Origin of the sequence: Pseudomonas sp. 58(2021) (assembly GCF_017491585.1) — a bacterium.
Lineage (GTDB): Bacteria > Pseudomonadota > Gammaproteobacteria > Pseudomonadales > Pseudomonadaceae > Aquipseudomonas > Aquipseudomonas fluorescens_BT.
The window spans coordinates 86,692-110,872 of record NZ_JAFGYZ010000020.1 but is presented as its reverse complement, the minus strand read 5'-3'; the positions used below and the strand labels follow the sequence as shown (position 1 = coordinate 110,872).

At 61.2% G+C, this 24,181-nt stretch carries 24 protein-coding genes and 1 tRNA gene; 7 read left to right on the top strand and 18 right to left on the bottom strand.

Annotation, left to right across the window (positions count from 1 at the left end):
- Positions 1-22: 22 nt before the first annotated feature.
- Positions 23-1,096, bottom strand: coding sequence for a fatty acid desaturase (locus J5M72_RS22000; protein ID WP_207867084.1), 1,074 nt, complete (start codon positions 1,094-1,096; stop codon positions 23-25).
- A 100-nt stretch (positions 1,097-1,196) separates the two neighbouring features.
- Between J5M72_RS22000 and J5M72_RS21995 the strand changes: the two genes are divergently transcribed.
- Positions 1,197-2,201 (top strand): AraC family transcriptional regulator, encoded by a 1,005-nt coding sequence (locus J5M72_RS21995; protein ID WP_169428358.1) that lies wholly within the window; start codon positions 1,197-1,199, stop codon positions 2,199-2,201.
- Positions 2,202-2,332: 131 nt separating this feature from the next.
- Here the strand turns inward: J5M72_RS21995 and J5M72_RS21990 are convergent, their stop codons facing one another.
- Positions 2,333-3,718: a heavy metal sensor histidine kinase gene (locus J5M72_RS21990; protein WP_207867083.1), complete on the bottom strand. Its 1,386-nt coding sequence runs from the start codon at positions 3,716-3,718 to the stop codon at positions 2,333-2,335.
- Complete coding sequence (locus J5M72_RS21985; protein ID WP_207867082.1) at positions 3,708-4,388, bottom strand: heavy metal response regulator transcription factor; 681 nt, start codon at positions 4,386-4,388, stop codon at positions 3,708-3,710. Before J5M72_RS21985 ends, J5M72_RS21990 begins: the two co-directional genes overlap by 11 nt.
- Before the next feature lie 136 nt (positions 4,389-4,524).
- Here J5M72_RS21985 and J5M72_RS21980 point away from each other — a divergent pair, with 136 nt between their 5' ends.
- Together J5M72_RS21980 and uraH are read left to right on the top strand one after the other, a co-directional pair.
- Complete coding sequence (locus tag J5M72_RS21980; RefSeq protein WP_207867081.1) at positions 4,525-5,007, top strand: heme-binding protein; 483 nt, start codon at positions 4,525-4,527, stop codon at positions 5,005-5,007.
- A 16-nt stretch (positions 5,008-5,023) separates the two neighbouring features.
- The gene (gene uraH / locus J5M72_RS21975; RefSeq protein ID WP_169428355.1) at positions 5,024-5,434 is read left to right on the top strand and encodes a hydroxyisourate hydrolase; all 411 of its coding nucleotides are present in this window, start codon (positions 5,024-5,026) and stop codon (positions 5,432-5,434) included.
- Positions 5,435-5,493: 59 nt separating this feature from the next.
- Here uraH and J5M72_RS21970 read toward each other — a convergent pair whose 3' ends face one another.
- Together J5M72_RS21970 and J5M72_RS21965 are read right to left on the bottom strand one after the other, a co-directional pair.
- On the bottom strand, positions 5,494-5,820 hold the full coding sequence (locus tag J5M72_RS21970; RefSeq protein ID WP_207867080.1) for a hypothetical protein: 327 nt from the start codon (positions 5,818-5,820) through the stop codon (positions 5,494-5,496).
- Positions 5,821-5,890: 70 nt separating this feature from the next.
- Entirely contained in the window at positions 5,891-6,574 is a 684-nt protein-coding gene (locus J5M72_RS21965) for a Crp/Fnr family transcriptional regulator (RefSeq protein WP_207867079.1), read from the bottom strand.
- An 85-nt stretch (positions 6,575-6,659) separates the two neighbouring features.
- Here J5M72_RS21965 and J5M72_RS21960 point away from each other — a divergent pair, with 85 nt between their 5' ends.
- The gene (locus J5M72_RS21960; RefSeq protein ID WP_207867078.1) at positions 6,660-7,184 is read left to right on the top strand and encodes an Mpo1-like protein; all 525 of its coding nucleotides are present in this window, start codon (positions 6,660-6,662) and stop codon (positions 7,182-7,184) included.
- Between the two features lie 68 nt (positions 7,185-7,252).
- Here J5M72_RS21960 and J5M72_RS21955 read toward each other — a convergent pair whose 3' ends face one another.
- From J5M72_RS21955 to dibA, 6 genes are all read right to left on the bottom strand, one after another.
- Complete coding sequence (locus J5M72_RS21955; protein WP_169428351.1) at positions 7,253-8,242, bottom strand: sulfate ABC transporter ATP-binding protein; 990 nt, start codon at positions 8,240-8,242, stop codon at positions 7,253-7,255.
- A 3-nt stretch (positions 8,243-8,245) separates the two neighbouring features.
- On the bottom strand, positions 8,246-9,118 hold the full coding sequence (gene cysW, locus J5M72_RS21950; protein ID WP_064361637.1) for a sulfate ABC transporter permease subunit CysW: 873 nt from the start codon (positions 9,116-9,118) through the stop codon (positions 8,246-8,248).
- 13 nt (positions 9,119-9,131) lie between these two features.
- On the bottom strand, positions 9,132-9,950 hold the full coding sequence (gene cysT / locus J5M72_RS21945) for a sulfate ABC transporter permease subunit CysT (RefSeq protein ID WP_007952818.1): 819 nt from the start codon (positions 9,948-9,950) through the stop codon (positions 9,132-9,134).
- A 156-nt stretch (positions 9,951-10,106) separates the two neighbouring features.
- Positions 10,107-11,120 (bottom strand): sulfate ABC transporter substrate-binding protein, encoded by a 1,014-nt coding sequence (locus J5M72_RS21940; RefSeq protein WP_065257482.1) that lies wholly within the window; start codon positions 11,118-11,120, stop codon positions 10,107-10,109.
- Between the two features lie 138 nt (positions 11,121-11,258).
- Positions 11,259-11,441 (bottom strand): sulfur starvation response protein OscA, encoded by a 183-nt coding sequence (gene oscA, locus J5M72_RS21935; protein ID WP_003220508.1) that lies wholly within the window; start codon positions 11,439-11,441, stop codon positions 11,259-11,261.
- Between the two features lie 190 nt (positions 11,442-11,631).
- A complete protein-coding gene (gene dibA, locus J5M72_RS21930; RefSeq protein ID WP_207867077.1) occupies positions 11,632-13,551 on the bottom strand; it encodes a phosphodiesterase DibA in 1,920 nt (639 codons plus the stop codon).
- 147 nt (positions 13,552-13,698) lie between these two features.
- Here dibA and desA point away from each other — a divergent pair, with 147 nt between their 5' ends.
- Together desA and J5M72_RS21920 are read left to right on the top strand one after the other, a co-directional pair.
- Positions 13,699-14,877, top strand: a complete 1,179-nt coding sequence (gene desA, locus J5M72_RS21925; RefSeq protein ID WP_169428349.1) for a delta-9 fatty acid desaturase DesA — start codon at positions 13,699-13,701, stop codon at positions 14,875-14,877.
- Positions 14,878-15,022: 145 nt separating this feature from the next.
- Positions 15,023-16,012, top strand: coding sequence for a sensor domain-containing diguanylate cyclase (locus tag J5M72_RS21920; protein WP_207867076.1), 990 nt, complete (start codon positions 15,023-15,025; stop codon positions 16,010-16,012).
- A 27-nt stretch (positions 16,013-16,039) separates the two neighbouring features.
- On the opposite strand, the gene J5M72_RS21915 is transcribed toward J5M72_RS21920, so the two are convergent.
- The 3 genes from J5M72_RS21915 to gabD all read right to left on the bottom strand — a co-directional run bounded on the left by J5M72_RS21915 (position 16,040) and on the right by gabD (position 20,301).
- Positions 16,040-17,251 (bottom strand): response regulator, encoded by a 1,212-nt coding sequence (locus J5M72_RS21915; protein WP_207867075.1) that lies wholly within the window; start codon positions 17,249-17,251, stop codon positions 16,040-16,042.
- Between the two features lie 140 nt (positions 17,252-17,391).
- Complete coding sequence (gene gabT, locus J5M72_RS21910) at positions 17,392-18,672, bottom strand: 4-aminobutyrate--2-oxoglutarate transaminase (protein ID WP_207867074.1); 1,281 nt, start codon at positions 18,670-18,672, stop codon at positions 17,392-17,394.
- Positions 18,673-18,858: 186 nt separating this feature from the next.
- A complete protein-coding gene (gabD, locus tag J5M72_RS21905; RefSeq protein ID WP_169428345.1) occupies positions 18,859-20,301 on the bottom strand; it encodes an NADP-dependent succinate-semialdehyde dehydrogenase in 1,443 nt (480 codons plus the stop codon).
- Between the two features lie 445 nt (positions 20,302-20,746).
- On the opposite strand from gabD, the gene J5M72_RS21900 reads away from it, so the two are divergent.
- Positions 20,747-20,823 (top strand) — tRNA-Arg (locus tag J5M72_RS21900).
- A gap of 66 nt (positions 20,824-20,889) precedes the next feature.
- On the opposite strand, the gene J5M72_RS21895 is transcribed toward J5M72_RS21900, so the two are convergent.
- From J5M72_RS21895 to J5M72_RS21880, 4 genes are read right to left on the bottom strand one after another with little or no spacing between them, the layout of a single operon-like run.
- Positions 20,890-21,159: a hypothetical protein gene (locus J5M72_RS21895; protein WP_243433429.1), complete on the bottom strand. Its 270-nt coding sequence runs from the start codon at positions 21,157-21,159 to the stop codon at positions 20,890-20,892.
- Positions 21,160-21,179: 20 nt separating this feature from the next.
- Positions 21,180-21,797 (bottom strand): hypothetical protein, encoded by a 618-nt coding sequence (locus J5M72_RS21890; protein ID WP_207867073.1) that lies wholly within the window; start codon positions 21,795-21,797, stop codon positions 21,180-21,182.
- A complete protein-coding gene (locus tag J5M72_RS21885) occupies positions 21,794-22,375 on the bottom strand; it encodes an RNA polymerase sigma factor (RefSeq protein WP_243433433.1) in 582 nt (193 codons plus the stop codon). The genes J5M72_RS21890 and J5M72_RS21885 overlap by 4 nt, the downstream gene beginning before the upstream one ends.
- A gap of 29 nt (positions 22,376-22,404) precedes the next feature.
- Positions 22,405-24,096, bottom strand: a complete 1,692-nt coding sequence (locus J5M72_RS21880) for a VWA domain-containing protein (RefSeq protein WP_207867072.1) — start codon at positions 24,094-24,096, stop codon at positions 22,405-22,407.
- Positions 24,097-24,181 lie beyond the last annotated feature (85 nt).

The following is a 24,181-nucleotide window of genomic DNA, read 5'->3' as shown; positions in this document are numbered from 1 at the left end:
TTCTCAAGCCGAACATACAAAGTCAATTCACCTCAATTGCCTTCCCCGCCAACCCTTCATTTTCCTTGCGAACAAACCGGTTCGCCCGCCCGAACGTCCCGAAATCGTTAAACCGAACCCCCATCTCCCGCATCACTTTATGCGCCACCGGCACCGTCAACTGGCGAATGTAAAACGGCTCCTTCACCACAAAATGATGAATCCCGTGACTGCTGCCGAAGTTGAAGCAGAACGCCTGCAACGGCCACAGCCACCACGGGTTCAACACTTGGCACTGCTGCAGCACATTGCCCGACTCCACATCCCCGTAGTAATGCATGTTCGAACTGATGAAGTGCAGGCAGAAGGTGCGCAACACGTTCGGGCCGATGATCACCACAGCCGCGATGTCGATCACTTGCATCACCGACAACGTGGTCGCCGACCATTCGATCGGCGAGCCCATCAAGTAAGCGATGCCATTGGCCGCGTGGAACCCGAGAAACACATACCACGCCCCCCAATGCACCAGCGCCAGCGGCGCGTAGACCTTCAGCGTGCGTTTGATGATGCTGTACTTGTGCGCCCAGGTCTTGGCCCGGAGCATGCGGATAAGCGCCGACATCACGTTGTCGCCAACCATCAGCAACCGCGCAAAACCCCAGGGTTCGCCATTGGTGATCGCCCGCTCTTCCATGTCGGTTTCGGTGCCGGACACCTTGTGATGATTGAGGTGCAGATGACGGCGGATCCACGGGTTGATCGTGCTCGGCCGCGCCAGCCACACCAGGCCCATCATCAGGTTGTGCGGCACACGCTGTTTGCGGAAATACATGCTGTGGATCAGGTCGTGTTCGAGTTCGTGGGTCAGCGAAGCGAAAAAGGCGTTCAATAGCAAGCACACCCACCACGCCATATGCCCGGTGATGTAGAGCGCCGCCGATCCGATCATCCCGACCAGGGCGAAGGCCAGAATCCCCGCACCAAGAGCATCCTGATGCTTGAGAATCGGGTAGCGCTCGCGCAGCTCGACGCCTTTGGCCAGCACCACTTCGCGAATATGCGCTGATCGCTGGGCAGCATTGTGTCGCTGGGGACTTGCAGAAGTACGGTCCATGCTTCCATCCTCTGATTATTGATGTTCGTATCCTGCCCCGCGCGGACTCCAAACGCGGTAGCCGAGAACGCCAACCTGTTGACCGGAAGCGCCAATCAGCATGAAGGAACCGACTTCTCTCGCCAGCTGGACCCGCGCCCTGCGCAAGCAACTCGACGCGCTGGGGCTGGACAGCACTGCCCTGTGCCAGCAGGCCGGGCTCGATCCGCAACTGATGGACGACCCGAACGCCCGCTATCCGTTGTCCGCGACCACACGCCTGTGGGAAATCGCAGTGCAGGTCAGCGGTGATCCGGCGATCGGTTTGCGGGTGTCGCGGTTTGTCAGCCCCACGACCTTTCATGCGCTGGGCTATGCGTTGGTGGCCAGCGGCAGCCTGCGGGAAGTGTTCGAGCGGATCGTGCGTTATCACCAGGTGGTCAGCGACGCGCTGGAACTGGAGCTGACCCGCACCGAAGACCGCTATCGGTTTCGCCTGAAGATCCCGGTCGACAACCCGGCGCCTGCCTTCGAAGCCATCGACGCCTTCGCCGCGATCTACGTGCGTACCTGCCGCAATCGCCTCGGCCGCGACTACGCGCCACTGGCGGTGTACCTGCGCCGCCCGGAACCCACCGATGCACATCAATGGCACAAAGTGTTCCGCTCGCCGGTGCATTTTTCAGCCGAAGAAGACTGCATCGAGTTCGCCCTCGCCGACTTCGACAGTCACCTCGACGACGCCAACCCGGAACTGGCCGAGCACAACGAAGCGGTGCTCAAACGCACCCTCGCCCAGCTCCAGCCCCTGACCTGGGAGCGCAAGGTGCGCGACGCCATCGAAGAACAACTGCCCGAAGGCGAGCCCAGCGCCGAACGCATCGCCCAGGCTCTGCACTTGAGCCTGCGCAGTCTGCAACGGCACCTGGCGGACGAGGGTTGCCGCTTCGACACCCTGCTGAATGAAAGCCGCGAAAACCTCGCGCTGCTGCACCTGCGCGATCCGCAATGCTCGCTGAGCGAGGTCAGTTATTTACTGGGATTTGCCGATACCAGCAGCTTCAGCCGGGCGTTCAAGCGCTGGACCGGGATGACGCCGGGGCAGTTTCGGGATCAGTTGCGCTGACGGGGCTGGAATTTGTTCTGAATCGACCAGCCTCTTCGCGGGCAAGCCCGCTCCCACAAGGATTGGGGCGTACAAAAATCCGCGTCACACCTCGACCATTGTGGGAGCGGGCTTGCCCGCGAAAGCGCCCGTCAGACCAACATAAACCCCAGTTCAAACACGGTGCCATTTGCATCACTGCTGACCCGCACCCGCCCCCCATGCAACTGCATGATCGACTGCAAGATCGCCAATCCCAATCCGCCGGAATCTCCCGGTTCGGCGCGGGACGGGTCGACGCGGTAGAAGCGGTCGAACAGTTTGCCCAGATGCTCCTGCGCGATGACCGGGCCCAGGTTATGGACCTGCAGCCAGCACACGCCTGGTTCATCGCGCCGGCGCAAGCTGATGACAGATCCGGCATCGGCATGGCGCACGGCGTTGGCCAACAGGTTGCCCAAGGCGCGTTGCAGCAGTTGTTGATCCGCCAGCAGTTCACCGCTGAACGTGTTTTCGAGGCGGATTTCCCGGTCATCGGCCAGGGCTTCGAAGTAGTCGCACAACTCTTCGCCGATATCGTGCAGCTTGAGCGGGCGCAGATCGAGCGCCCGTTCGGCCTGCTCTGCGCGGGCGAGAAACATCAGGTTTTCGGCCATACGCTTGAGCCGTTCGAACTCTTCCATGTTCGACGCCAGTACATCCTGATACTCGGTGCTGGTGCGCGGGTGATTCAGTGCCTGGCCGTTGCTCGCCAGCAAGGTGTGCAGGGGCGTGCGGATTTCATGGGCGAGGTCGGCGGAAAACTGTGAGAGACGCTGAAAACCGTCGTCGAGCCGCCCGAGCATGCCGTTCAACGCTTGTACCGGCTCCAGCAATTCGGTTGGCGTGCCGGTGGTGGGAACCCGTTGGTCGAGGCTGCGCAGGTCGATACCACGCAGCGCCTCACTCAGCTTGCGCAGAGGCCGCAAACCGCGGCGCAACAGCACCAGGCCAAGGGTGAAGGCGAGCACGGCACCCAGTCCGACGGCCAGATACAAACGCAGGCGATAGCTGCCGAGCATCTGCTCGCGCTCGCTCAAGACCTTGCCGGCGATCACGGTCAGCGATTCGCCGTTCGGGCCTTGGGCCTGACCTGACAACAGGGCCAGTTCGACACCGTCCGACGCTTCCCAGATCAGCACATCGCTGCGTTGCGGCGGTTGATCCCGGGGGATGGCCGGCACCGACGGCAGTGCGCGTTGGCGAGGGTTGATCGTGATCACATTCGAGCCGTCCGCGCGTTGCACCAGCAGCAGACTGTCGAGGTTGCCGAGCATGTTCTGGTACAGCCGTGGCCGCGCCTGCAAGGCGTCGAGGCTGTCGCTGTCGGCGAGCAATGCGCGTACTTGCTCCAGACGACCGAGCAACGCCATGTCGTCGCGCCAGGCGAGTTCCGAGGCCAGCGAGCGATACAGGAACACGCCGATCGCGCCGAGTACCAGCGCACAAACGGCGGCGAACGCCAGGGCAAGGCGCCAGGCGATCGACCTAGCGCGCATCGTCGGGCGCTTCGAGTTGATAACCGACCCCGCGCACGGTGTGGATCAGTTTCGGCATGTACGAATCATCGACTTTCGAACGCAGCCGGCGCACCGCGACTTCGACCATGTTGGTGTCGCTGTCGAAATTCAGGTTCCACACCTGCGAAGCGATCAGCGTGCGCGACAGCACTTCACCCTGACGGCTGGCGAGCAAATGCAGCAAGGCGAACTCCTTGTTGGTCAGGGCGATGCGCTGGCCGCCCCGGCTGACCCGACGGCGCAGCACGTCGATTTCCAGATCGGCGATGCTGTACGACTCGGCTTCGCGCATCGGCCCACGCCGTAGCAACGTCCGTACCCGTGCGAGCAATTCGGCGAAGGCGAATGGCTTGAGCAAATAGTCATCGGCCCCCAGCTCGAGGCCGCGCACGCGGTCCTCGATGGCATCCTTCGCCGTCAGGAACAACACCGGCGTGGCACCACGCTGGCGGATCAGTTGCAGCAATTGCCAGCCGTTGAGGCCCGGCAGCATCACGTCGAGGATGATCAGGTCATACTCTTGCTGCTCAATAAAGTAGCGACCGTCGAGGCCATTCAGCGCCACGTCCACGGCAAAACCCGACTCTCCCAGCCCTTTGGCGATGAAGTTCGCGGTTTTGGCTTCATCTTCTACGACCAGCAAACGCATGGCACACCTCGATTGATCAGAAGCACAGGCTAGGCCCCTTCGGCGACGTTGCCCATTACAAACATGTAATCCGACTGACGAGGTTACGACGGGGACCGGCGGATAAGGTGGCGGCCTTCGCTTTTGGAGCCTGCCCATGACCGCTAAATACTTGATCGCCAGCCTGGCAATCAGCCTCGGCGCCACCGCATTCGCCGCACCTGAGCTGCCCCGTCATGCCGACCTCGATCTGAAAACCGCACGGCGGCTGGCCGATGCAACGCTGGAAAACTGCACTGGCACGGTGTCGGTGCTCGACCGTGGCGGCAACCTGCTGGTGACCTTGCGCGGCGACGGTATCGGCCCGCACAACACCGCCGCCAGCCAACGCAAGGCCTACACCGCGCTATCGACGAAAACCCCGACCCGGGTGTTCGCCGAGCGCGCCCGCAGCAATCCGGAAACCGCCAACCTCAACACCCTCGATGAGTTGCTGTTGCTCGGCGGCGGCATCCCGCTGTTCGCCGGCAAGGAACTGGTCGGCGCCATGGGCGTGGCCGGCTCCGGCGGCGGTGAGCAGGACGAAACCTGCGCAATCAAGGCTGCCAACATCGTCGGCCTGTCCATCAACCGTACTTGAACCCAGGAGCATCACCATGACCCCACTGCGCATCACTTTTGCCGCGCTCGGCCTGAGCGCTTTTTCGAGCCTGGCGCTGGCTGCCGGCAACCCGCTGAGCGTGCACGTACTCAATCTGGAAAACGGCCTGCCGTCGCCGGGCATCAACGTGACGCTGGAACGTCATGTCGGCCAGGACTGGCAGCCGCTGGCGCAGGGCACCACCAATGAACAGGGGCGTATTGCCGAGCTGTTCCCGGCGAACAAGCCGTTCGAGGCGGGTGAATATCGGGTGGTGTTCAAGACCGGCGAGTACTTCGAGAAGACGAAGCACGAGACGTTTTTTCCGGAAATTCCGGTGATTTTCAAAGTAAAGCAGACGGATCAGCACTATCACATTCCGCTGCTGCTGAGCCCGTATGGCTTCTCGACCTATCGCGGTTCGTAGGCCTCATGCAACCGCCCCATTGGAGCGAGCGGACTCACTCCAATGGGGATGATTGGAACTTACGCGTCGTCGACCTTGAAATCGAAAATGCGCGTAAAAGGCGATCTCTCACGATTATTCGTCTGGAACGCAACTGCGGAGTAGAAACGTACATCCAGCTTAGAATCATTAGTCCAGAAGCCATTAGAATCAGCGCTGGCCGACGCCAGTTCTGTACCATCAATCGGGATTGAAACCACGCCCACCGTCCAGCCTGGCCGAGCGGTGCCAGAAAAATTTACGGGATTATTGACGGTGCCAATCGGGCTATTGACCACAGGCGGTTCGATGCTTTTGTTTTCAGTGAGCTTGCTGTGATCAACGCCGCTGTTTGCTTTACTGTTCATCGGGTCCAACTCCTTTTGTGGTCATATTCGACCCACCTCTTGTACGCCGCCCGACATGCGTCCGCTACTGTCAGATCTGACAGGTGGCGCGCAGTTTTTCCATGTCCAGAATCTCGATTTCCCCATAACCGAGACCAATGATTCCCTGATCTTTCAGGTCCTTGAGGATCTGGTTGGTGGTCTGCCGCGACAGCGACAACATCGACGCCAACTGTTCCTGGGGCAGTTGCAGCACACGGCGTGGCGGGTCGAGTTCGCCGTAGCCTTCGGCAATCATCAGCAGGCGGTGAGCCAGACGCGCCGGGGCCGGCAACAGGCTCAGCTGTTCAAGATTGATGAAAGTCAGGCGCAGTTTGTGGCTCATCAACAGCGCAAGATGCCGCCAGTAGACGGGTTGCTCGTCGAGCAGTTTCAGCAGCGTGGCCTGGGGAATGTTCAGCAGGGTGCAAGGCCCGACCGCATAAGCATCGTGGGTACGTGGCTGGCCGTCGAACAGGCAGATTTCGCCGAACCAGTGCGGCGCCTCCACCAGGCTCAGCAGCGCCTCCTTGCCATGCTCGCTGACTGCGCCGATGCGTACCGCGCCGTCGAGCACCGCGTACAGCCCGCACGGCGCATCACCGCGCTGGAACAGCCGCTGCCCCGCCGCCAGCCGCCGCTCCCGGGCCGCCGCCAGCAGACTATCCTGAAAGGACAGCGGCAGATGACTGAACCATTGCCCGGTCAACAGGCGCTCGCGCCAGACCTTATCCATGCGTTCTCCTAAAGATTGTCGCCTGCCTGACAGAGCGAGCCGTGAATCCGGGGCATGATTCGATCACCCTACAGGAGGAACAACAATGAAAAGCCTCGTCGATCATTTGAGTCAATACGCCGCTTACCACCGTGACCCGCGCAACATTGCCAGCCACTTTATCGGGATTCCGCTGATTGTGGTGGCGGTGGCCGTGCTGTTGTCGCGGCCGGAATGGTCGGTGGGCAACTTGTGGATTTCCCCGGCGGGGATCGTGGCCCTTGCTTCGGCATGGTTTTACCTGCGCCTGGAGCTGAAACTCGGGATTTTGATGACCGTGCTGATGGGGCTGTCGGTCTGGGCCGGGCATGTCCTGGCGCAGCAGAGCACCCTGGTCTGGCTGAGCGCAGGTCTTGCGATGTTTGTGATCGGCTGGGTGATCCAGTTTGTCGGGCACCACTATGAAGGGCGCAAACCGGCGTTTGTCGATGACTTGAGCGGGTTGATCGTCGGGCCGTTGTTCGTGGTGGCCGAGCTGGCGTTCATGCTCGGGATGCGCCATGAGCTGAAAGAGCAGATCGAGGCGCGGGCGGGCGTGGTGCGGGTCAATCCGAATCGCGCGGCTGTCTAAAAAGCATTCGTCGGATCGCCGCCCGGAGCAAGCCCGCTCCGGGCGGCGATCCGACGAAGCTTTTGATTTTAAAGGTTGGCGACTTTCTGCCAGACCTTCGGTTTGAAGAACAGCGTCTCACCCTTGGCCAACCCGGTCAGGCTGTCGTGATCTTTCACCACTTCCGCTTCGATCAGATCGGTTTGACCTTCAACCTTCAACGTCACCCGCGTGGTCGCACCCAGCGGCCGGATATCGCGGACTTCAGCGGCGTGGTGATCCTCCAGTTCATGCCGCGACAGCGACACTTCGTGCGGGCGGAACAGCACGTGGTTGTCATCCCCCAGATGCAGACGGTTCGAATCGCCGAGGAAGTGATAGACGAAATCGCTGGCCGGGTTTTCGTAGACGTCGCCCGGTGAGCCGATCTGTTCGATCACACCCTTGTTCATCACCACGATGCGGTCGGCCACTTCCATCGCTTCCTCCTGATCGTGGGTCACAAACACCGACGTCAGGTTGATGTCTTCGTGCAGGCGCGCCAGCCAGCGCCGCAGCTCCTTGCGCACCTTGGCATCGAGGGCGCCGAACGGCTCGTCGAGCAGCAGCACTTTCGGCTCCACCGCCAAGGCTCGGGCCAGGGCGATACGTTGGCGCTGGCCGCCGGACAATTGCTCCGGATAACGATCCGACAGCCAGTCCAGTTGCACCATGTTCAGCAACTCGTGAACCTTGGTCGCGATCTGGCTTTCGCTCGGGCGCTGGTTTTTCGGCTTCATGCGCAGGCCGAATGCGACGTTGTCGAACACCGTCATGTGGCGGAACAGGGCGTAGTGCTGGAACACGAAACCGACGTTGCGATCACGCACGTCGTGACCGGACACGTCTTCGCCGTGGAACACGATGTTGCCGTTATCCGGGGTTTCCAGACCGGCAATAATGCGCAGCAAGGTGGTCTTGCCGCAGCCGGACGGGCCGAGCAGCGCCACCAGTTCACCGCTTTGGATGTCCAGGCTGATGTTGTCCAGCGCCTTGAACGCATTGAAATTCTTGCTGACGTTACGCACTTCGATCGACATGAATTATTCCTCCGCGGCGCTGGCGCGCAGGCGGTTGATACGGTTTTCGCTCCACTGCTTGAGCAGCAGGATGAAGAGCGCCAGGATCAGCAACAGGCTCGCCACGGCGAACGCGGCCACGTGGTTGTATTCGTTGTAGAGGATCTCGACGTGCAGCGGCAAGGTGTTGGTCACCCCGCGAATGTGCCCGGAAACCACCGACACCGCACCGAACTCACCCATGGCCCGCGCGGTACACAGCACCACGCCATAGATCAGGCCCCATTTGATGTTGGGGACGGTCACGTGCCAGAACATCTGCCAGCCATTGGCGCCGAGCAGACGCGCGGCTTCTTCTTCCTGAGTGCCTTGTTCCTGCATCAGCGGGATCAGCTCACGGGCCACGAACGGCACGGTGACGAAGATCGTCGCCAGCACGATGCCCGGCAGGGCGAAGACGATCTGGATGTCGTGATCCTGCAGCCACGGCCCGAACAGGCCCTGGGCGCCGAACATCAACACGTAGACCAGACCGGCGATCACCGGCGACACCGAGAACGGCAGGTCGATCAGCGTCACCAGCATACTCTTGCCACGGAACGAGTATTTGCTCACGCACCACGCGGCGCTGACGCCGAACACCAGGTTCAGCGGCACCGAAATCAGCACGGCGATTACGGTGAGTTTCAGGGCCGACAGGGCATCCGGCTCAAAGATCGCCGTGAAGAAGGCACCGAGGCCGTTCTTCAAACCCTGCGACACCACGATGAACAGCGGCAGCAGCAGAAACAGGAAGAAAATCAGCCAGCCGAGGCCGATCAGAATCCGCCGCGAAGTGGCACTGCCACGCCGGGCAGCGTTGGCCGAGGAAGCGGCCGCAATAGACGATTGGGACATGGTTCGCGCCTCCTTATGGGGTTTCGATGCGCCGCTGCAGCAAGTTGATCAGCAGCAACAGGACGAAGGAAACCACCAGCATCAACACGCCGATGGAGGTAGCGCCGGTGTAATCGTACTGGTCGAGCTTGACCATGATCAGCAACGGCAGGATCTCGGTTTTCATCGGCATGTTACCGGCGATGAAAATCACCGAACCGTACTCGCCGACGCCCCGGGCGAACGCCAGGGCGAAACCGGTCAGCCAGGCCGGCAACAGCGCCGGCAGCAGGATGTGGCGGAACACCTGCAACGGTTTGGCCCCCAGGCACGCCGCCGCTTCTTCGACTTCACGCGGGATGTCGGCCAGCACCGGCTGCACCGTGCGCACCACGAACGGCAGCGTCACGAAGGTCAGTGCCAGGGTGATCCCGAGCGGGGTGTAGGCGATCTTGAAACCGAGGTCGGCGGCGAACTGCCCGACCAGCCCGGTCGGCGTGTACAGCGCCGTCAGCGCAATACCGGCCACCGCGGTCGGCAGGGCGAACGGCAGATCGATCATCGCGTCGATCACCTTGCGCCCCGGGAACGTGTAACGCACCAGCACCCAGGCCAGCAACGTGCCGATGATGCCGTTGATGATCGCGGCGCACAGTGCAGTGCCGAAACTCAGCTTCAGTGCAGCGAGAACGCGGGGCGCGGAGATGATCGTCCAGAACTGATCCCAGGTGAGTTGGGCGGCGTGGACGAACATCGCCGCCAGCGGGATTAGCACAATCAGGCTGAGGTACACCAAGGTGTAGCCCAGCGTCAGCCCGAAGCCGGGTATGACGGGGGAGATACGACGCGACATAAAAGTCCTTGGTTAAAAACGCATCAATGTGGGAGCAGGCTTGCTCGCGAATGGGCCCTATCATTCAACATTTACGTCGTCTGACACACCGTCTTCGCGAGCAAGCCCGCTCCCACATGGTTTCGTGCCTGAGCATCAGGCTCGTTTCATTTGAGATTACTGCGCCTGATAGATCTGGTCGAACACGCCTCCGTCGTTGAAGAATTTCGGCTGCGCGGTTTTCCAGCCGCCGAAGTCCTTGTCGATGGTCACCAGCTCCAGTTTAGGGAACTGCTGGGCGTACTTGGCCGCCACGTCCTTGTCTCGCGGGCGGTAGAAGTTCTTCGCCGCGATTTCCTGGCCGGCCGGGCTGTACAGGTGCTTGAGGTAGGCTTCGGCGATCTGCTCGTTGCCCTTCTTCTCGGCGTTCTTGTCGACCACAGCCACCGGTGGTTCGGCGAGGATCGACAGCGAAGGCACGACGATATCGAACTTGTCCTTGCCGCCATCTTCCTTCAGCGCCAGGAAGGCTTCGTTTTCCCAGGCCAGCAACACGTCACCCTGACCGTTGTTGACGAAGGTGATGGTCGAGCCACGGGCGCCGGTGTCCAGTACCGGAACGTGCTTGAACAGGGTCTGTACGTATTCCTTGGCTTTGGCTTCGTTGCCGCCGTTGGCTTTCAGGCCGTAGGCCCACGCGGCGAGGAAGTTCCAGCGCGCACCGCCGGAGGTTTTCGGGTTCGGGGTGATCACCGAGACGTCGTTCTTGATCAGATCGCCCCAGTCCTTGATGCCTTTCGGGTTGCCCTTGCGCACCAGGAACACGATAGTCGAAGTGTACGGGGTGCTGGCGTCCGGCAGACGCTTCTGCCAGTCAGCCGGCAGGGTCTTGCCGAGCTTGGCGATTTCGTCGATGTCGCCGGCCAGCGCCAGGGTCACGACGTCGGCGCGCAGACCATCGATCACCGCACGGCCCTGCTTGCCCGAACCGCCGTGGGATTGCTGGATTTTCACGGTGTCGCCGGCATGCTCGGCTTGCCAGTACTTCACGAATTCGGCGTTGTAATCCTGATACAGCTCGCGAGTCGGGTCGTACGACACGTTGAGCAGTTCATAATCCTTGGCAACCGCGGAACCGGCAAACACGGCACTGGCCAGGGCGGCCAAAGCGTAACGGCGAATCGACGACATGGTGAAAGCTCCTGGAATTCTGGGTGGTGGCTTTTTCTTATGGATTGCGAAAATCGGGTTGCCAGTAAAGATCACCGCCTGCGCCCACTCTTGCATTGATCCCCGGCAAGAGCGGGCGCAGGCTGGAATCTTTTGGATTCAGCTCGGTTTGTTGCCCGGTTGCTGCAGACGGAATTTCTCTTTGCGTTCGATCTGGACCACTTGCGCGTTGTGCACAGTAATTTCCACCGCACCGAAACGCAGGTCGCGCAAGGCGCTCTGGATTTCACGCAGAATGGTGGTTTCGTCCTGACCGTCAACGCTACGCAGGGATGCGCTCATGGTGCTGCTCCTTTGTATGGGATATGCCTGGCAGTGGGCGGCACTGCGTTCGGCGTGGGAGCAATATAAGAGAGGCGCGGATATTCTTAAAAAGACTATTTAAGAATGTTTATATAACTGGAAAACATTATGTGATGCAGCAAGGGTTTGCGGCGGATTTACCCTTTCGCATGTCCGCCGGTCCCGCCGCTCAACCGATTGCCGGGGCCCTGCTCCAATCAATCAACGTCTCGGGCACAGGCCGCCCGAACCAGTAGCCCTGCCCCAGATCGCAAGCCTGCTCGAGCAGGAACGCCGCCTGCTCGGCCTGCTCGATGCCCTCGGCATGCACCTGCATGCCCATGCTGCGGGCCAGGGCGATGATCACCCGGACAATCGCTGCATCGTCTTCGTCCCAAGGGAGGCCGGCGACGAATCCCTGGTCGATCTTGAGCTTCTGCACCGGCAGGCGCTTGAGCCGCAACAGCGACGAGTAACCGGTGCCAAAATCATCGATGGCCAGACGAATCCCCAGCTCGCGCAGACGATGCATCTGTTCCAGCGCCACTTCCGGATCGTCCATCACCGCGCTTTCGGTGACTTCCAGTTCCAGATAGGCCGGATCCAGCCCGGTGTCGTGCAGCACCTGCGCGACCTGCTCATACAACTCGCGACGGGCGAACAAGCGTGACGACACGTTCACCGCGACAAACGACAGCACCACCCCGGCCTGCTGCCATTGGCACATCTGCCGGCAGGCCTGCTGCATGACCCAGGCGTCGATTTCCGAGATCAGCCCGGTGCGCTCGGCAATCGGGATGAACTCCGCCGGCGACACCAGGCCCCGCTGCGGATGCTCCCAGCGCACCAGCGCCTCGACGCCGATCAGGCGACTGGTTTTCAGGTCGTGCACCGGTTGGTAGTAGACCCGCAGCTCCTGCTGCTCCAGCGCGCGGCGCAATTCGAAGGCGATTTCGACCCGCTGCTGGGCGTGGGCCGTGAGTTCTTCGGTGTACAGCGCGTAGCCATTGCGGCCACTGCTCTTGGCCTTGAACAGCGCCGCATCGGCGTTGCGCAGCAGCTGTTCGGCGCTCAAGGCATCGCTGGGGAAGAGACTGATGCCGAGGCTGGCGTTGATGAACAATTCGTGGCTGTCGAGGCAGAACGGCTCCTTGAGTGCATCGAGAATACGTTGGGCCAGCGCCGCCGCCTGCGCCGGCTGTGGACAACTTTCCATCAACACCGCGAACTCGTCGCCACCCAGGCGCGCCAGCGTGATGCCCGATCCGAACAACGCCTGCAAACGCACAGCAACCGCCTTGAGCAAACGGTCGCCGATGTTGTGGCCGAGGCTGTCGTTGATCAGCTTGAAGTGATCGAGGTCGATCATCAGCAGCGCGCAGCCGCGCTTGTGGGTTTGCGCCGAAGCCAGTGCCTGCTCGGCGCGGTCGCTGAACAGCAGGCGGTTTGGCAAGTCGGTCAACGGATCATGGTGAGCCAGATGCTTGAGCTCGTGCTCGGAGTCCTTGATCGCGCTGATGTCGGAAAATACCGCGACGTAATGACTGAGGCGACCGTCATCGTCGCGTATCACCCGGATGGTTTGCCACTGTGGATAAATTTCTCCGCTCTTGCGCCGGTTCCAGATCTCGCCGCTCCATTCATCCTGCGCCTGCAACGTGGCGAACATCGCCTGATAGAAGCCTGGTGGATGGTGGCCGGACTTGAACAGGCTGGGCTGCCGACCGAGCACTTCGTCGTGCTGATAACCGGTGATCTCCATGAACGCGCGATTGACGTGCACGATCAGCCCTTGTCGGTCCGTGACCAGCACGCCTTCACGTGTGCAATCGAACACCGCGGCGGCCTGGCGCAGACGTTCGCGATCGGCCTGACGCTCGCGCAACCGGGCACCGATGCCCAGGCATTCGAACAGACGCGCCCGGGCGAGGAAGATCAGCCCGGCACTGAGCGCCGCAAAGACGTAACCGTTGATCAGTTGCCAACGCAACGGGTCAGCGGAGCTATCGAAGAAACTGTTCAATAAATAGCCAGTACCTTGCAGCCAGACAACGGCAAGAACCAGGTAAAGCAGCGCTGCACGCAAGGCATCGCGGTATGTGGCAGACATTCGGCCGTCCATGTCCCTACAAAAAATGCCGGGATTATAGGTCAAGAAACATCCAGCCATCTCTTATCTGAAAGGGCGACTGGTTTTATCTGTGTGCTTGGTGATAATGCAACGGCTGTTTTTTCTCTATCGAGGGCCCTATAGCCTATGTGGTACGAAGGTTTTCTTGGCTTGTCGGCCTGGTCGCTGGTCGCCGTGACCCTGCTGATGACCCACGTGACGATTGTTGCCGTCACGGTCTACTTGCACCGCTACTCGGCTCATCGCTCTCTGGAGCTGAATGCCGGGCTGAAGCATTTCTTCCGATTCTGGCTGTGGCTGACCACGGCGCAGAACACCCGCGAGTGGACGGCCATCCACCGCAAGCACCACGCCAAATGCGAAACCGAAGATGACCCGCACAGTCCGGTCGTCAAAGGCCTGTCCACGGTACTGCGCAAAGGGGCCGAGCTGTACCGCGAAGAAGCGCAGAACCCCGAGACCCTGCGCATCTATGGCAAGAACTGCCCGGAAGACTGGATCGAGCGCAACCTCTACAGCCGCTATCGCCTGCTGGGCATCGCAATCATGGCGGTCATCGACCTGCTGCTGTTCGGCACCATCGGCATCACCATCTGGGCGATCCAGATGATGTGGATCCCGGTCTGGGCCGCCGGCGTGGTCAACGGTCTCGGTCACGCCGTCGGCTACCGCAACTTCGAATGCCGCGATGCCGCGACCAATCTGGTGCCGTGGGGCATCCTGATCGGCGGCGAGGAGCTGCACAACAACCACCACACCTACCCCAACTCGGCCAAGCTGTCGGTCAAGAAGTGGGAGTTCGACCTCGGCTGGGCCTGGATCAAGGTCTTCTGCTTCCTGCGTCTGGCCAAGGTGCAGCGGGTCGCACCGATCGCCCACCGCGTCGAAGGCAAGGGCAGCCTGGACATGGACACCGCCATGGCGATCCTCAACAACCGTTTCCAGATCATGGCCCAGTACCGCAAGCTGGTGATCGGGCCGCTGGTCAAGCAGGAGCTGGCCAAGGTCGATCATTCGGTACGCCACCAGTTCCATCGCGCCAAGCGTCTGCTCTCCCGTGAAACCAGCCTGCTCGAGGATCGCCATCACGCGCGCATCCAGAACATGCTCGAACACAGCCAGGCGCTGAAGGTCATTTACGAAAAACGCCTGGCTCTGCAGCAGATCTGGGTCAAGACCAGCGCAAATGGCCACGACATGCTCGCGGCCATCAAGGAATGGGTCCACGAGGCCGAGGTCAGTGGCATCCAGTCCCTGCGTGAATTCGCCGATCAGTTGAAAACCTACTCGCTTCGCCCTGCCTGATGCCGTTGATCGGTGCGCCCGGCTCCCGGGCGCACCCTTCGGAACTTCACCCGCGATCCCCTATCTCAAAGACACTTCGCCACCCCCGGCGGGCTGTCCCGTGGCCGTTGTCGACTTCCCGGCACGCCCTTTGAGATCCGTGTCGATGGTCAACAACAATCAAAAAGACTCATCCCTTCCCCAGTGGCCAGAGGCCGCACAGACCCTGATGGCATTGATGCACGCCCAGGGCGAAGTGGCGCGCCTGAGCGAACGCGAACAGCTGTTCAGCTCGCTGCTGGTCAGTGTCAACGCCGTGCTTTGGGCCTTCAATTGGGAAACCCGTCAGGTGCTGTACGTCAGCCCCGCCTATGAGCGGATTTTCGGCCGCTCCGCAGCCCTGCTGCTCGCCGACTACAACCAGTGGCGCGACAGCATCTACCCCGATGACCTCGAATATGCTGAACGCAGCCTCGCCGAAGTGCTGCACAAAGGCGCCGTGGAAGACCGCGAATATCGGATCATCGACGCCAACGGTCAGGTGCGCTGGATAAGCGACAAGTGCTTCATCAACCGCCAGGAGGAACCAGGACAACCGGTGATCATCGTCGGCATCGCCGAAGACATCACCGACAAGAAACAGATGGAAACCGAGCTGCAACGGCTGGCCACTACCGACGTGCTGACCCAGAGCAGCAATCGTCGACACTTCTTCGAATGCGCCCACCGGGAATTTGAACAAGCGCGTCTGCAAGGCGCGCAAATGGCGTTCCTGCTGCTGGACATCGATGACTTCAAAGTGATCAACGACACTTATGGCCACCCGGAAGGTGACAACGTGCTGCAACGGATCGCCGAATGCGGGCGAGCATCCTTGCGTCGGGGGGACCTGTTCGGACGGATTGGCGGTGAGGAGTTTGCTGCGGTTTTCCCGGGCTGTGCGCCGGACATGGCGATGCAGGTGGCCGAACGGCTGCAACGGGAAATTCAGCGGCTGAGCTTCAATCACGGTGAACAGACGTTCGGCATTACCGTCAGCCAGGGCCTGACCAGTCTCACCCCGGATGACGAAAGCCTCGACACCCTGTTCGCCCGCGCAGACACGGCGATGTATGAGGCCAAACGGCAGGGCAAGAACCGGATCATTTGCGCCTGACTCCAGACCGGATGCGCAATCAAGCCGCTATTTGCGCATCCGCATCAGCTCCGGCAAGCCGATCTTGAGCAACCGCGCCGTACGGCTCTTCGCCAGTTCCTCGACGCCCTCGTGCTCGGTCAGCCGGGCCATCTGCGCCGCCATGTTCATCACCAGCGCCTCGCGGGAATACACCCCGCCACCGAGCTGGTAGGCCGAGGCAATCAGCTCACGCAGCTCCAGCGGCAGGCGCCAGCGGGTGCGTAGCGCCGAGCCATACGCCGCACCGAACTCCGCCAGCGCATCGCCGACCTCCTCCAGCTCATCCAGCTCGCCGCCGGCCTGCTTCCACTCCTGCAGACAACGCAGCAGCGCCAGATCGCCGAGACGATGGAGCATCCCGGCGCAGTAGCAGCGTTCCTGATCCAGATCGAGCAGACGCGCCAGCGTGCGAGCGTACTCGGCGGTGTGCAGCGACAGGCCCCAATAACGCTCGGCGTAATCGGCGAGGCACGGATCGCTGAGTCGGGCGCTGCGCTTGAGTGCAAGGCCAAGGATCAAGTTCATGCTTTGCCCGGTACCCAGACGATGCAACGCCTGCGCCAGGGTTTGCACCGGCGCGCCATGGTGCTGGGCAGCGCTGTTGGCGGCGGCGATCAACACGGCGGTGATTTGCGGATCGGTGCGGATTTCCTCCTCCAGCAGCTTCAGATCCAGCCCGTTGGGGTTGAGGCTGCGCTTGACCGCCACTTGCACGTCGGTCATCAACGGCGCGCCGTCGGCCTGCTCGCGGCGACGTTCGAGGAATACCGAGAGGGTCATGCCCGGCGCCAGCGCCGGCACTTCGCAGAACACTTCTTCGCCGGCGTTCAGCAGCAGTCCCTGCAAACGCTCGGTCAGACTTTCCATGTTAAGGGGTTTGGCCAGGTAGGCGGTCGGCGCCAGCGGCAAGGCTTCGCGCACGCTGGCGCTGTCGTTGCGACTGCTCATCAGAATGAACGGCAGCGGCGGATTGCGTTTGCGCTGGCGAACGCTGCGCAACACGCTCAAGCCATCGACGCCGGGCAACTCCCAGTCGACGATCGCCAGGTCATAGGGCACTTCGCTGAGCAGCGTCATTGCCTCCTGGCCATCGGCGCACAGGTCCAGCCGCGCATCGCAGCGCACATTCAGCAACACTTGTTTGAGCAGGTCACGAGACCAGGGGTCGGCCTCGGCAATCAGCACTCGGGGTACAGCGGGTAAATCGACGGCCGTCATGCGCGCCCTCCCTTGCAATGCTTGAACCTTAGCCAATGCTGACGTTTCGGTACAACCTGAAAACCGCACAAGTGTTTCCCGGGCATGAAAAAACCCGCCGAAGCGGGTTTTTTGTCGATCCGATTACACGGTGCTACGGCTTACAGCTCCGAGAAGCACTCTTCGATGATCGCCAGACCTTTGTCCAGTTGCTCGTCCGGCGCCGTCAGCGGAACCAGAACGCGCAGAACGTTGCCGTAGGTGCCGCAGGACAGCAGGATCAGACCCTTGTCACGCGCCTTGGCCACCACCGATGCCACTGCCGCAGCGTTCGGCTTGTGGCTGTCGCCGTTTTCGAACAGCTCGACCGCGATCATCGCGCCCAGGGCACGCACTTCACCGATCACTGCCGGGTATTTGGCCTGGATGGCCTTCAGGCCGGTGACCAGACGCTCGCCGACAGCCTTGCAGCGGTCCAGCAGTTTTTCTTCTTCGAACACTTCCATCACGGCCAGGGCCGCGGCGCAAGCGATCGGGCTACCGGCATAGGTACCGCCCAGACCACCCGGGGCGATGGCATCCATGTATTCGGCCTTGCCGCAGACACCGGCCAGCGGGAAGCCGCCAGCGATGGATTTGGCGAAGGTGGTCAGGTCGGCGGCAACGCCCATCTGTTCCATGGCAAAGAAGGTGCCGGTACGGCCAGCGCCGGTCTGCACTTCGTCAGCGATCAGCAGGATGCCGTGCTGGTCGCACAGGGCACGCAGACGCTTCATGAATTCTTTCGGCGCAACGTAGAAACCACCCTCACCCTGTACAGGCTCGATGATGATCGCGGCGATGTCTTTCGGCTCGGCGTCGTTCTTGAAGATGCGCTCGATGGAAGCGATCGAGTCGTCGATGCTCACGCCGTGCAGTTCGTTCGGGTACAGCGCGCGGAAGATGCCGCCTGGCATCAGGCCCATGCCGGCCGAGTAAGGCACGACTTTACCGGTCAGGCCCAGGGTCATCATGGTGCGACCGTGGTAAGCGCCGGTGAAGGCGATCACGCCAGCGCGGCCAGTGGCTGCACGAGCAATTTTCACGGCGTTTTCAACGGCTTCGGAACCGGTGGTCACCAGCAGGGTTTTCTTGGCGAAGTCGCCTGGTACGCGAGCGTTGATTTTCTCGCACAGCTCAACGTACGGCTCATAAGCCAGAACCTGGAAGCAGGTGTGAGTCAGCTTGTTCAGCTGCTCCGTCACGGCGGCGATGATTTTCGGGTGCACGTGGCCGGTGTTCAGTACAGCGATACCGCCGGCGAAGTCGATGAACTCGCGACCTTCAACGTCGGTCACGGTCGCGTTCTTCGCGGACTCGGCGAAAATCGGGTGAATCTGGCCAACACCACGTGGAACAGCTGCGGTACGACGGGCCATCAGTTCAGCGTTAGTCTTGCTCATTACAGTCCTCATTCGCCGCTCATCGGGCGGCGTGGTTCAAGGATAAAGCGGGAGGAATCGGCGGTGGCAGCATGCGATGATCGACTGCCACGGCGTTCCCGGCCGCAGAGAAAATTCCGGTTTGAAACGACGCAAAGGGACAGCGCTCTCGTGCCCTTTGCGTTTACAGCGATCTTCTACCGAGGCTTAGATGCCCAGGCAGAGGTATTTGATTTCCAGGTAATCTTCGATGCCGTACTTGGAGCCTTCACGGCCCAGGCCCGAGGCCTTGATCCCGCCGAACGGTGCGACTTCGTTGGAGATCAGCCCGGTGTTGACGCCGACCATGCCGTATTCCAGCGCTTCAGCCACACGGAACACACGGCCCAGGTCGCGAGCGTAGAAGTAGGAAGCCAGGCCGAATTCGGTGTCGTTCGACATCGCGATCACTTCGGCCTCGTCTTTGAAGCGGAACAGCGGCGCCAGCGGACCGAAGGTTTCTTCCTTGGCCACAGCCGCGTCTTTCGGCACGTTGGTCAGGATGGTCGGCTCGAAGAAGTTGCCTTCCATCGGCTTGCCGCCGGCCAGCACGGTGGCACCTTTGGCCACGGCGTCAGCGATATGCTCTTGCACCTTGGCCACAGCTTTCTCGTCGATCAGCGGACCCGTGGTGGTGCCCTCTTCCAGACCGTTGCCGATCTTCAGTTTGGCGACGGCCGCTTTCAGCTTCTCGGCGAACGCGTCGTAGACCGAATCCTGAATGTACAGACGGTTGGCGCAGACGCAGGTCTGGCCGTTGTTGCGGTACTTGGAAATGATCGCGCCTTCGACGGCCTTATCCAGGTCCGCATCGTCGAACACGATGAATGGCGCGTTGCCGCCCAGTTCCAGGGAAACTTTCTTGATGTCCTTGGCGCATTCCGACATCAGCTGACGGCCGATTTCGGTCGAACCGGTGAAGGACAGTTTGCGCACGATCGGGTTGCTGGTCAGTTCGCTGCCGATGTCGCCGGCGCTGCCGGACACCACGCTGAACACACCTTTGGGGATGCCGGCGCGCTGGGCCAGTTCGGCCAGGGCGAAAGCGGAGAACGGGGTTTGCGAAGCCGGCTTGAGCACCATGGTGCAACCGGCGGCCAGGGCCGGACCCGCTTTACGGGTGATCATCGCCGCCGGGAAGTTCCACGGGGTGATGGCGGCGGTCACGCCGATCGGTTGCTTGATCACGATCAGGCGCTTGTCAGGCTGGTGGCCCGGAATCACGTCGCCGTAAATGCGTTTGGCTTCTTCGGCGAACCACTCGATGAACGAAGCGGCGTAAACGATTTCGCCCTTGGCTTCGGCCAGTGGTTTGCCCTGCTCGAGGGTCATCAGGCGAGCGAGGTCGTCCTGGTGCTCGATCATCAGTTCGAACCAGCGACGCAGTTTGCCTGCACGCTCCTTGGCGGTCAGTGCACGCCAGGCCGGCAGCGCTTTGTCAGCGGCTTCAATCGCGCGGCGGGTTTCGGCAGCGCCCATCTTCGGCACGGTGCCCAGAATCTCGCCGGTGGCCGGGTTGTTGACCTTGATCGTCTGACCGCTGTCCGCGTCGACCCAAGCGCCATCGATAAAGGCTTGCTGGCGGAACAACTGGGTGTCTTTAAGCTGCATGTCGGCTTTCCTTAACAGCACCGCGGCCAGCGCGGAGCAAAATTATGATTGTAGAAAGGCGCCTCGCAAGGCTGCCGTCAGGGAAATCATTCACCGGGCTCAAGCACCTGAATAGTGCACGGTTGCAAACACGTGCGGCTCGGCACCCGATCAAAGAGCGTTTGAAATCTCAAACGGATCCTAGGATCAAAGGGGTTAAAGGACAATAGGTCGTTCGAAAAAAAGAACAAAAACGCCGTAATTGCTGAACATTTCGGATCAACGTACAACCAGCCCCGATCGCAGGGAAACCATAGAACAGCCTCTCCAAAGCGCCAAGCGAGCCTTTTGCAGGACGTTACAGCTTTATGGAATGCAGGGTTTTCCAACCGACACTTGCACTGACAAACCACGCCAAAACCCGGCATGGACGCCCCGAGCCGACCTAGGTATGATGTCGCCCGCTGCACCAGTAGCTCAGCTGGATAGAGTACTGCCCTCCGAAGGCAGGGGTCGTGGGTTCGAATCCCGCCTGGTGCGCCATGAACAGAAACGAAAAAGCCTCAGGCCGAAAGGTCTGAGGCTTTTTTGTGGATGCTGGTTGGCGAATCACTCCGTCGTCCAGTCAAACTCGTCGTATTCTTCATCGTCTTCTTCGTCCTCGATCCACTCATCATCAAGAACGTCCTCCTGCAGATCCTCTTCTGCCTGCTTCGCCAGAAGAAACTCCTTACGACTCTCGGTCACGGCTCGCCGCAGTTCCTCACCCTTCACCGGGCAGTTGAGCATTTGGGCGATGCGGTCGATTTTTTGGGCCACGGCATCCTCCAGCGCATCGGCAATGCCCCGATAGTGCGCGTTTTTGCGGGGCAATGCCAAATGGCTGGGTCATCAATCGGTCACTTCTGGCGAATTTGTTCGAGTCGGATGTCGAGGTTCACGTCCGGGTAGCGTTTGTGCAGGTTATTGAACAGGGCATCGGCCGCTTGCGATTGACCGGATTCGCGCAGACGCAGGACTTCGCGCAGTTGCTCGTCAAGGCCATTGGCCGGGGCGGCAGCGCGTTTGCTGGCTTTGGCTTCGTCTGCCCTGTCAGCGCTGATCGACTCACTTTGCATCGGTGCGGCCATTTCCGTCATCGGAGCAGGTGCAGGTGCAGATTCCGACAGCGCGCCCGTTGGGGCTGACAATGTCCGGGACTCGATGGCCTCCTTGCGGGCCAGCGGTGCGGCTGGTTTGGCAGCAGGGGCGAAATCGTAATGGGCCACAGGTTCCGGGGCACGCTGTACCAGCGACAGCACCAGCGCGATGCCCACCAGACTGGCGAAGGCCACCTGGTAACGCGGTGTCTGGCAGGCCTTGAGCCAGCGCTGCCACGGGCTGGATTTCGCTGCAGAGGCCTGGCGATGGGCGGCGCCAAGAATCAGCGCGTCGAGATTTCCCGGCGGCTCGCCGTTCTGTTGCTCGCGGTAATGCTTGAGCAGTTGCTCTTCGGGTGTCTGGCGGGCGTCCGTCATGTCAGTACCTCCTCGGCCAGCAGCCGACGCAGTTTTTGCTGGGCGTAGCGCAAGCGGCTCTTGACGGTTTCCAGCGGTGTTTCGGTGAGGCTGGCGATTTGTGCCAGATCGAGGTCGCCGTGGGCGCGCAGCAGGAACACTTCGCGCTGGTCGGCAGGCAGGGTTTGCAGGGCGCTGTCCAGGCGCTGATTGTCGCGGCTGAGGCTGAGCAGTTGTTCGGGGTCGCTCGCCTCATCGCTGACCGCATGAGTCTGCTCGTCGTAGCTGTCATGCAACGGCTGATGGGCGCCGTGCTTGCGCCAGTGGTCGATCAGGCGATTGCGGGCAATCTGGAACAACCAGGTACGAAAAGTCGCCCGGCCTTGTGGCTGACTGCTGCTGCGGATCAGGCTCAGCCAGGTTTCCTGATACACCTCTTCGGCCAGCTCCGGCTTGCCGCTCAACCCGAGCAGAAACCGGTACAGGCCCTGGCGATGACGGGCATACAGGATTTCGAACGCCTTGCCCTCGCCCTCGCGATATCGGGCCAGCAGCGATTCGTCGCTGCTGGCCTCAAGGCTGTCTGCGCTGGCAAACAGCTGGCTGATGAACCCCTTCAGGCGACTCACTATTCAATCCGTCGCTCGGTCGGCAACGCATTGGAGGCGGTCGAAGTCCGCAGACTTTGCGCCAGCTCCACCAGTTGCACGAATTCGTTGCGCAGGCCGAAACGGTCATCGCCACGGGCACCTCGGGCCAGGGCTTCGGTGTCCTTCAAGCTGAAATCGCCGGTGTAGCGACCGTCCTTGAGTTGCTGGGAGAACGCCGCGACGGCGGCAGCAAAACGCAGGTCTTCGCTGGCGGGCGCAACCTGACTGGCAATCGGCCGCTCGATCAGCAGACTTTTCCCACCTTCCGGCTTTTGGTATCGCACACGCAACATCGCCAATTCTCCGTTCTTCCCGGAAACAGCCGGCTCCGACTTACCGTAGCGCAGCGGCTCCAGCCAGCCCTCCTCGCCTGCGGGGACAATTTCATACAGCGCCGTCACCGTGTGCCCTGCACCGATTTCACCGGCATCGACCTTGTCATTGCTGAAATCCTCACGCTTGAGCGCGCGATTTTCGTAGCCAAGCAGCCGGTATTCGCTGACCTGCGCCGGGTTGAATTCCACCTGCAATTTGACGTTTTTCGCCACCACGGCAAGGGTCGAACCCAACTGATCCACCAACACCTTGCGCGCCTCGCGCAGGTTGTCGATGTAGGCGTAGTTGCCATCACCGGCATCCGCCAGTTGCTCCATCAAGTGTTCATTGTAGTTATCCACACCGAAACCCAGGGTGGTCAGGGAAATACCGGTCTTGCGTTTATCCACAGCCATCAGCTTGAGACTGTCGAAGTCGCTGACACCGACGTTGAAGTCACCGTCGGTGGCCAGCAGGATGCGGTTGATACCTTTGGGGATGAACGCCTGTTGCGCCATCTGGTAGGCCAGTTCGATGCCGGAAGCACCAGCGGTCGAACCTCCTGCGGTCAACTGCTCGATGGCGGTGCGAATTTTCGCCTTTTCCCGCCCGGAAGTCGGCTCCAGCACCACCCGCGATTCACCGGCATAGACCACCAGCGACACGCGATCCTGCTCGCGCAATTGATCGACCAGCAGTTTCAAAGTGCTTTTGACCAGCGGCAGCCCTTCACGGCGATCCATCGAACCGGACACGTCCACCAGAAACACCAGGTTGGCCGGCGCCAGCTCCACCACCGAGCGGTCAGATGCCTTGATGCCGATGCGCAGCAAACGAGTGTGCGGATTCCACGGGGTGGCCGCCAGCTCCGTGGTCACGCCAAAAGGCGAGCCGTCGGCGGGCAGCGCGTAGTCGTAGGGAAAATAATTGACCATCTCCTCCAGCCGCACCGCACCCTCCGGCGGCAGGCGTCCCTGATTGAGCAGACGGCGAACGTTGGCGTAGGCGCCGGTATCCACATCGGCACTGAAGGTCGAGACGGGTGTTTCGGCAACGCTGTGGATCGGGTTATCGGCCAGGTGGGCATACTGTTCGCGCTGCTCGGCGCGATAGCCCTGTGGATAACTTTCTCCAGCCGGCATCGGAGCAAAACTGGCCATCGGCGCCGCAAGCACGCTGCGTTTGGCCATCGCGCGATCGGCCACGACCGCTTCGTGCTGTACCGCAGGGCTGGATTCGGGCTGTGCCGGTGGCGGTACGGCGACCGATTCCGGACCGGAGGAAACACCGCAACCGGCGACGGCCAACAGCACAGCGGCAGCCAGGGGTCGCAGAAGCGTCGAAGGAAGGAACATGGGGGCTGACCTCGAGGAAGAATTGATCATTCAACCTCTGAGACGGGCAGCCCTTTCAGTTCGGGTTAAACGCCGCCGAATATTT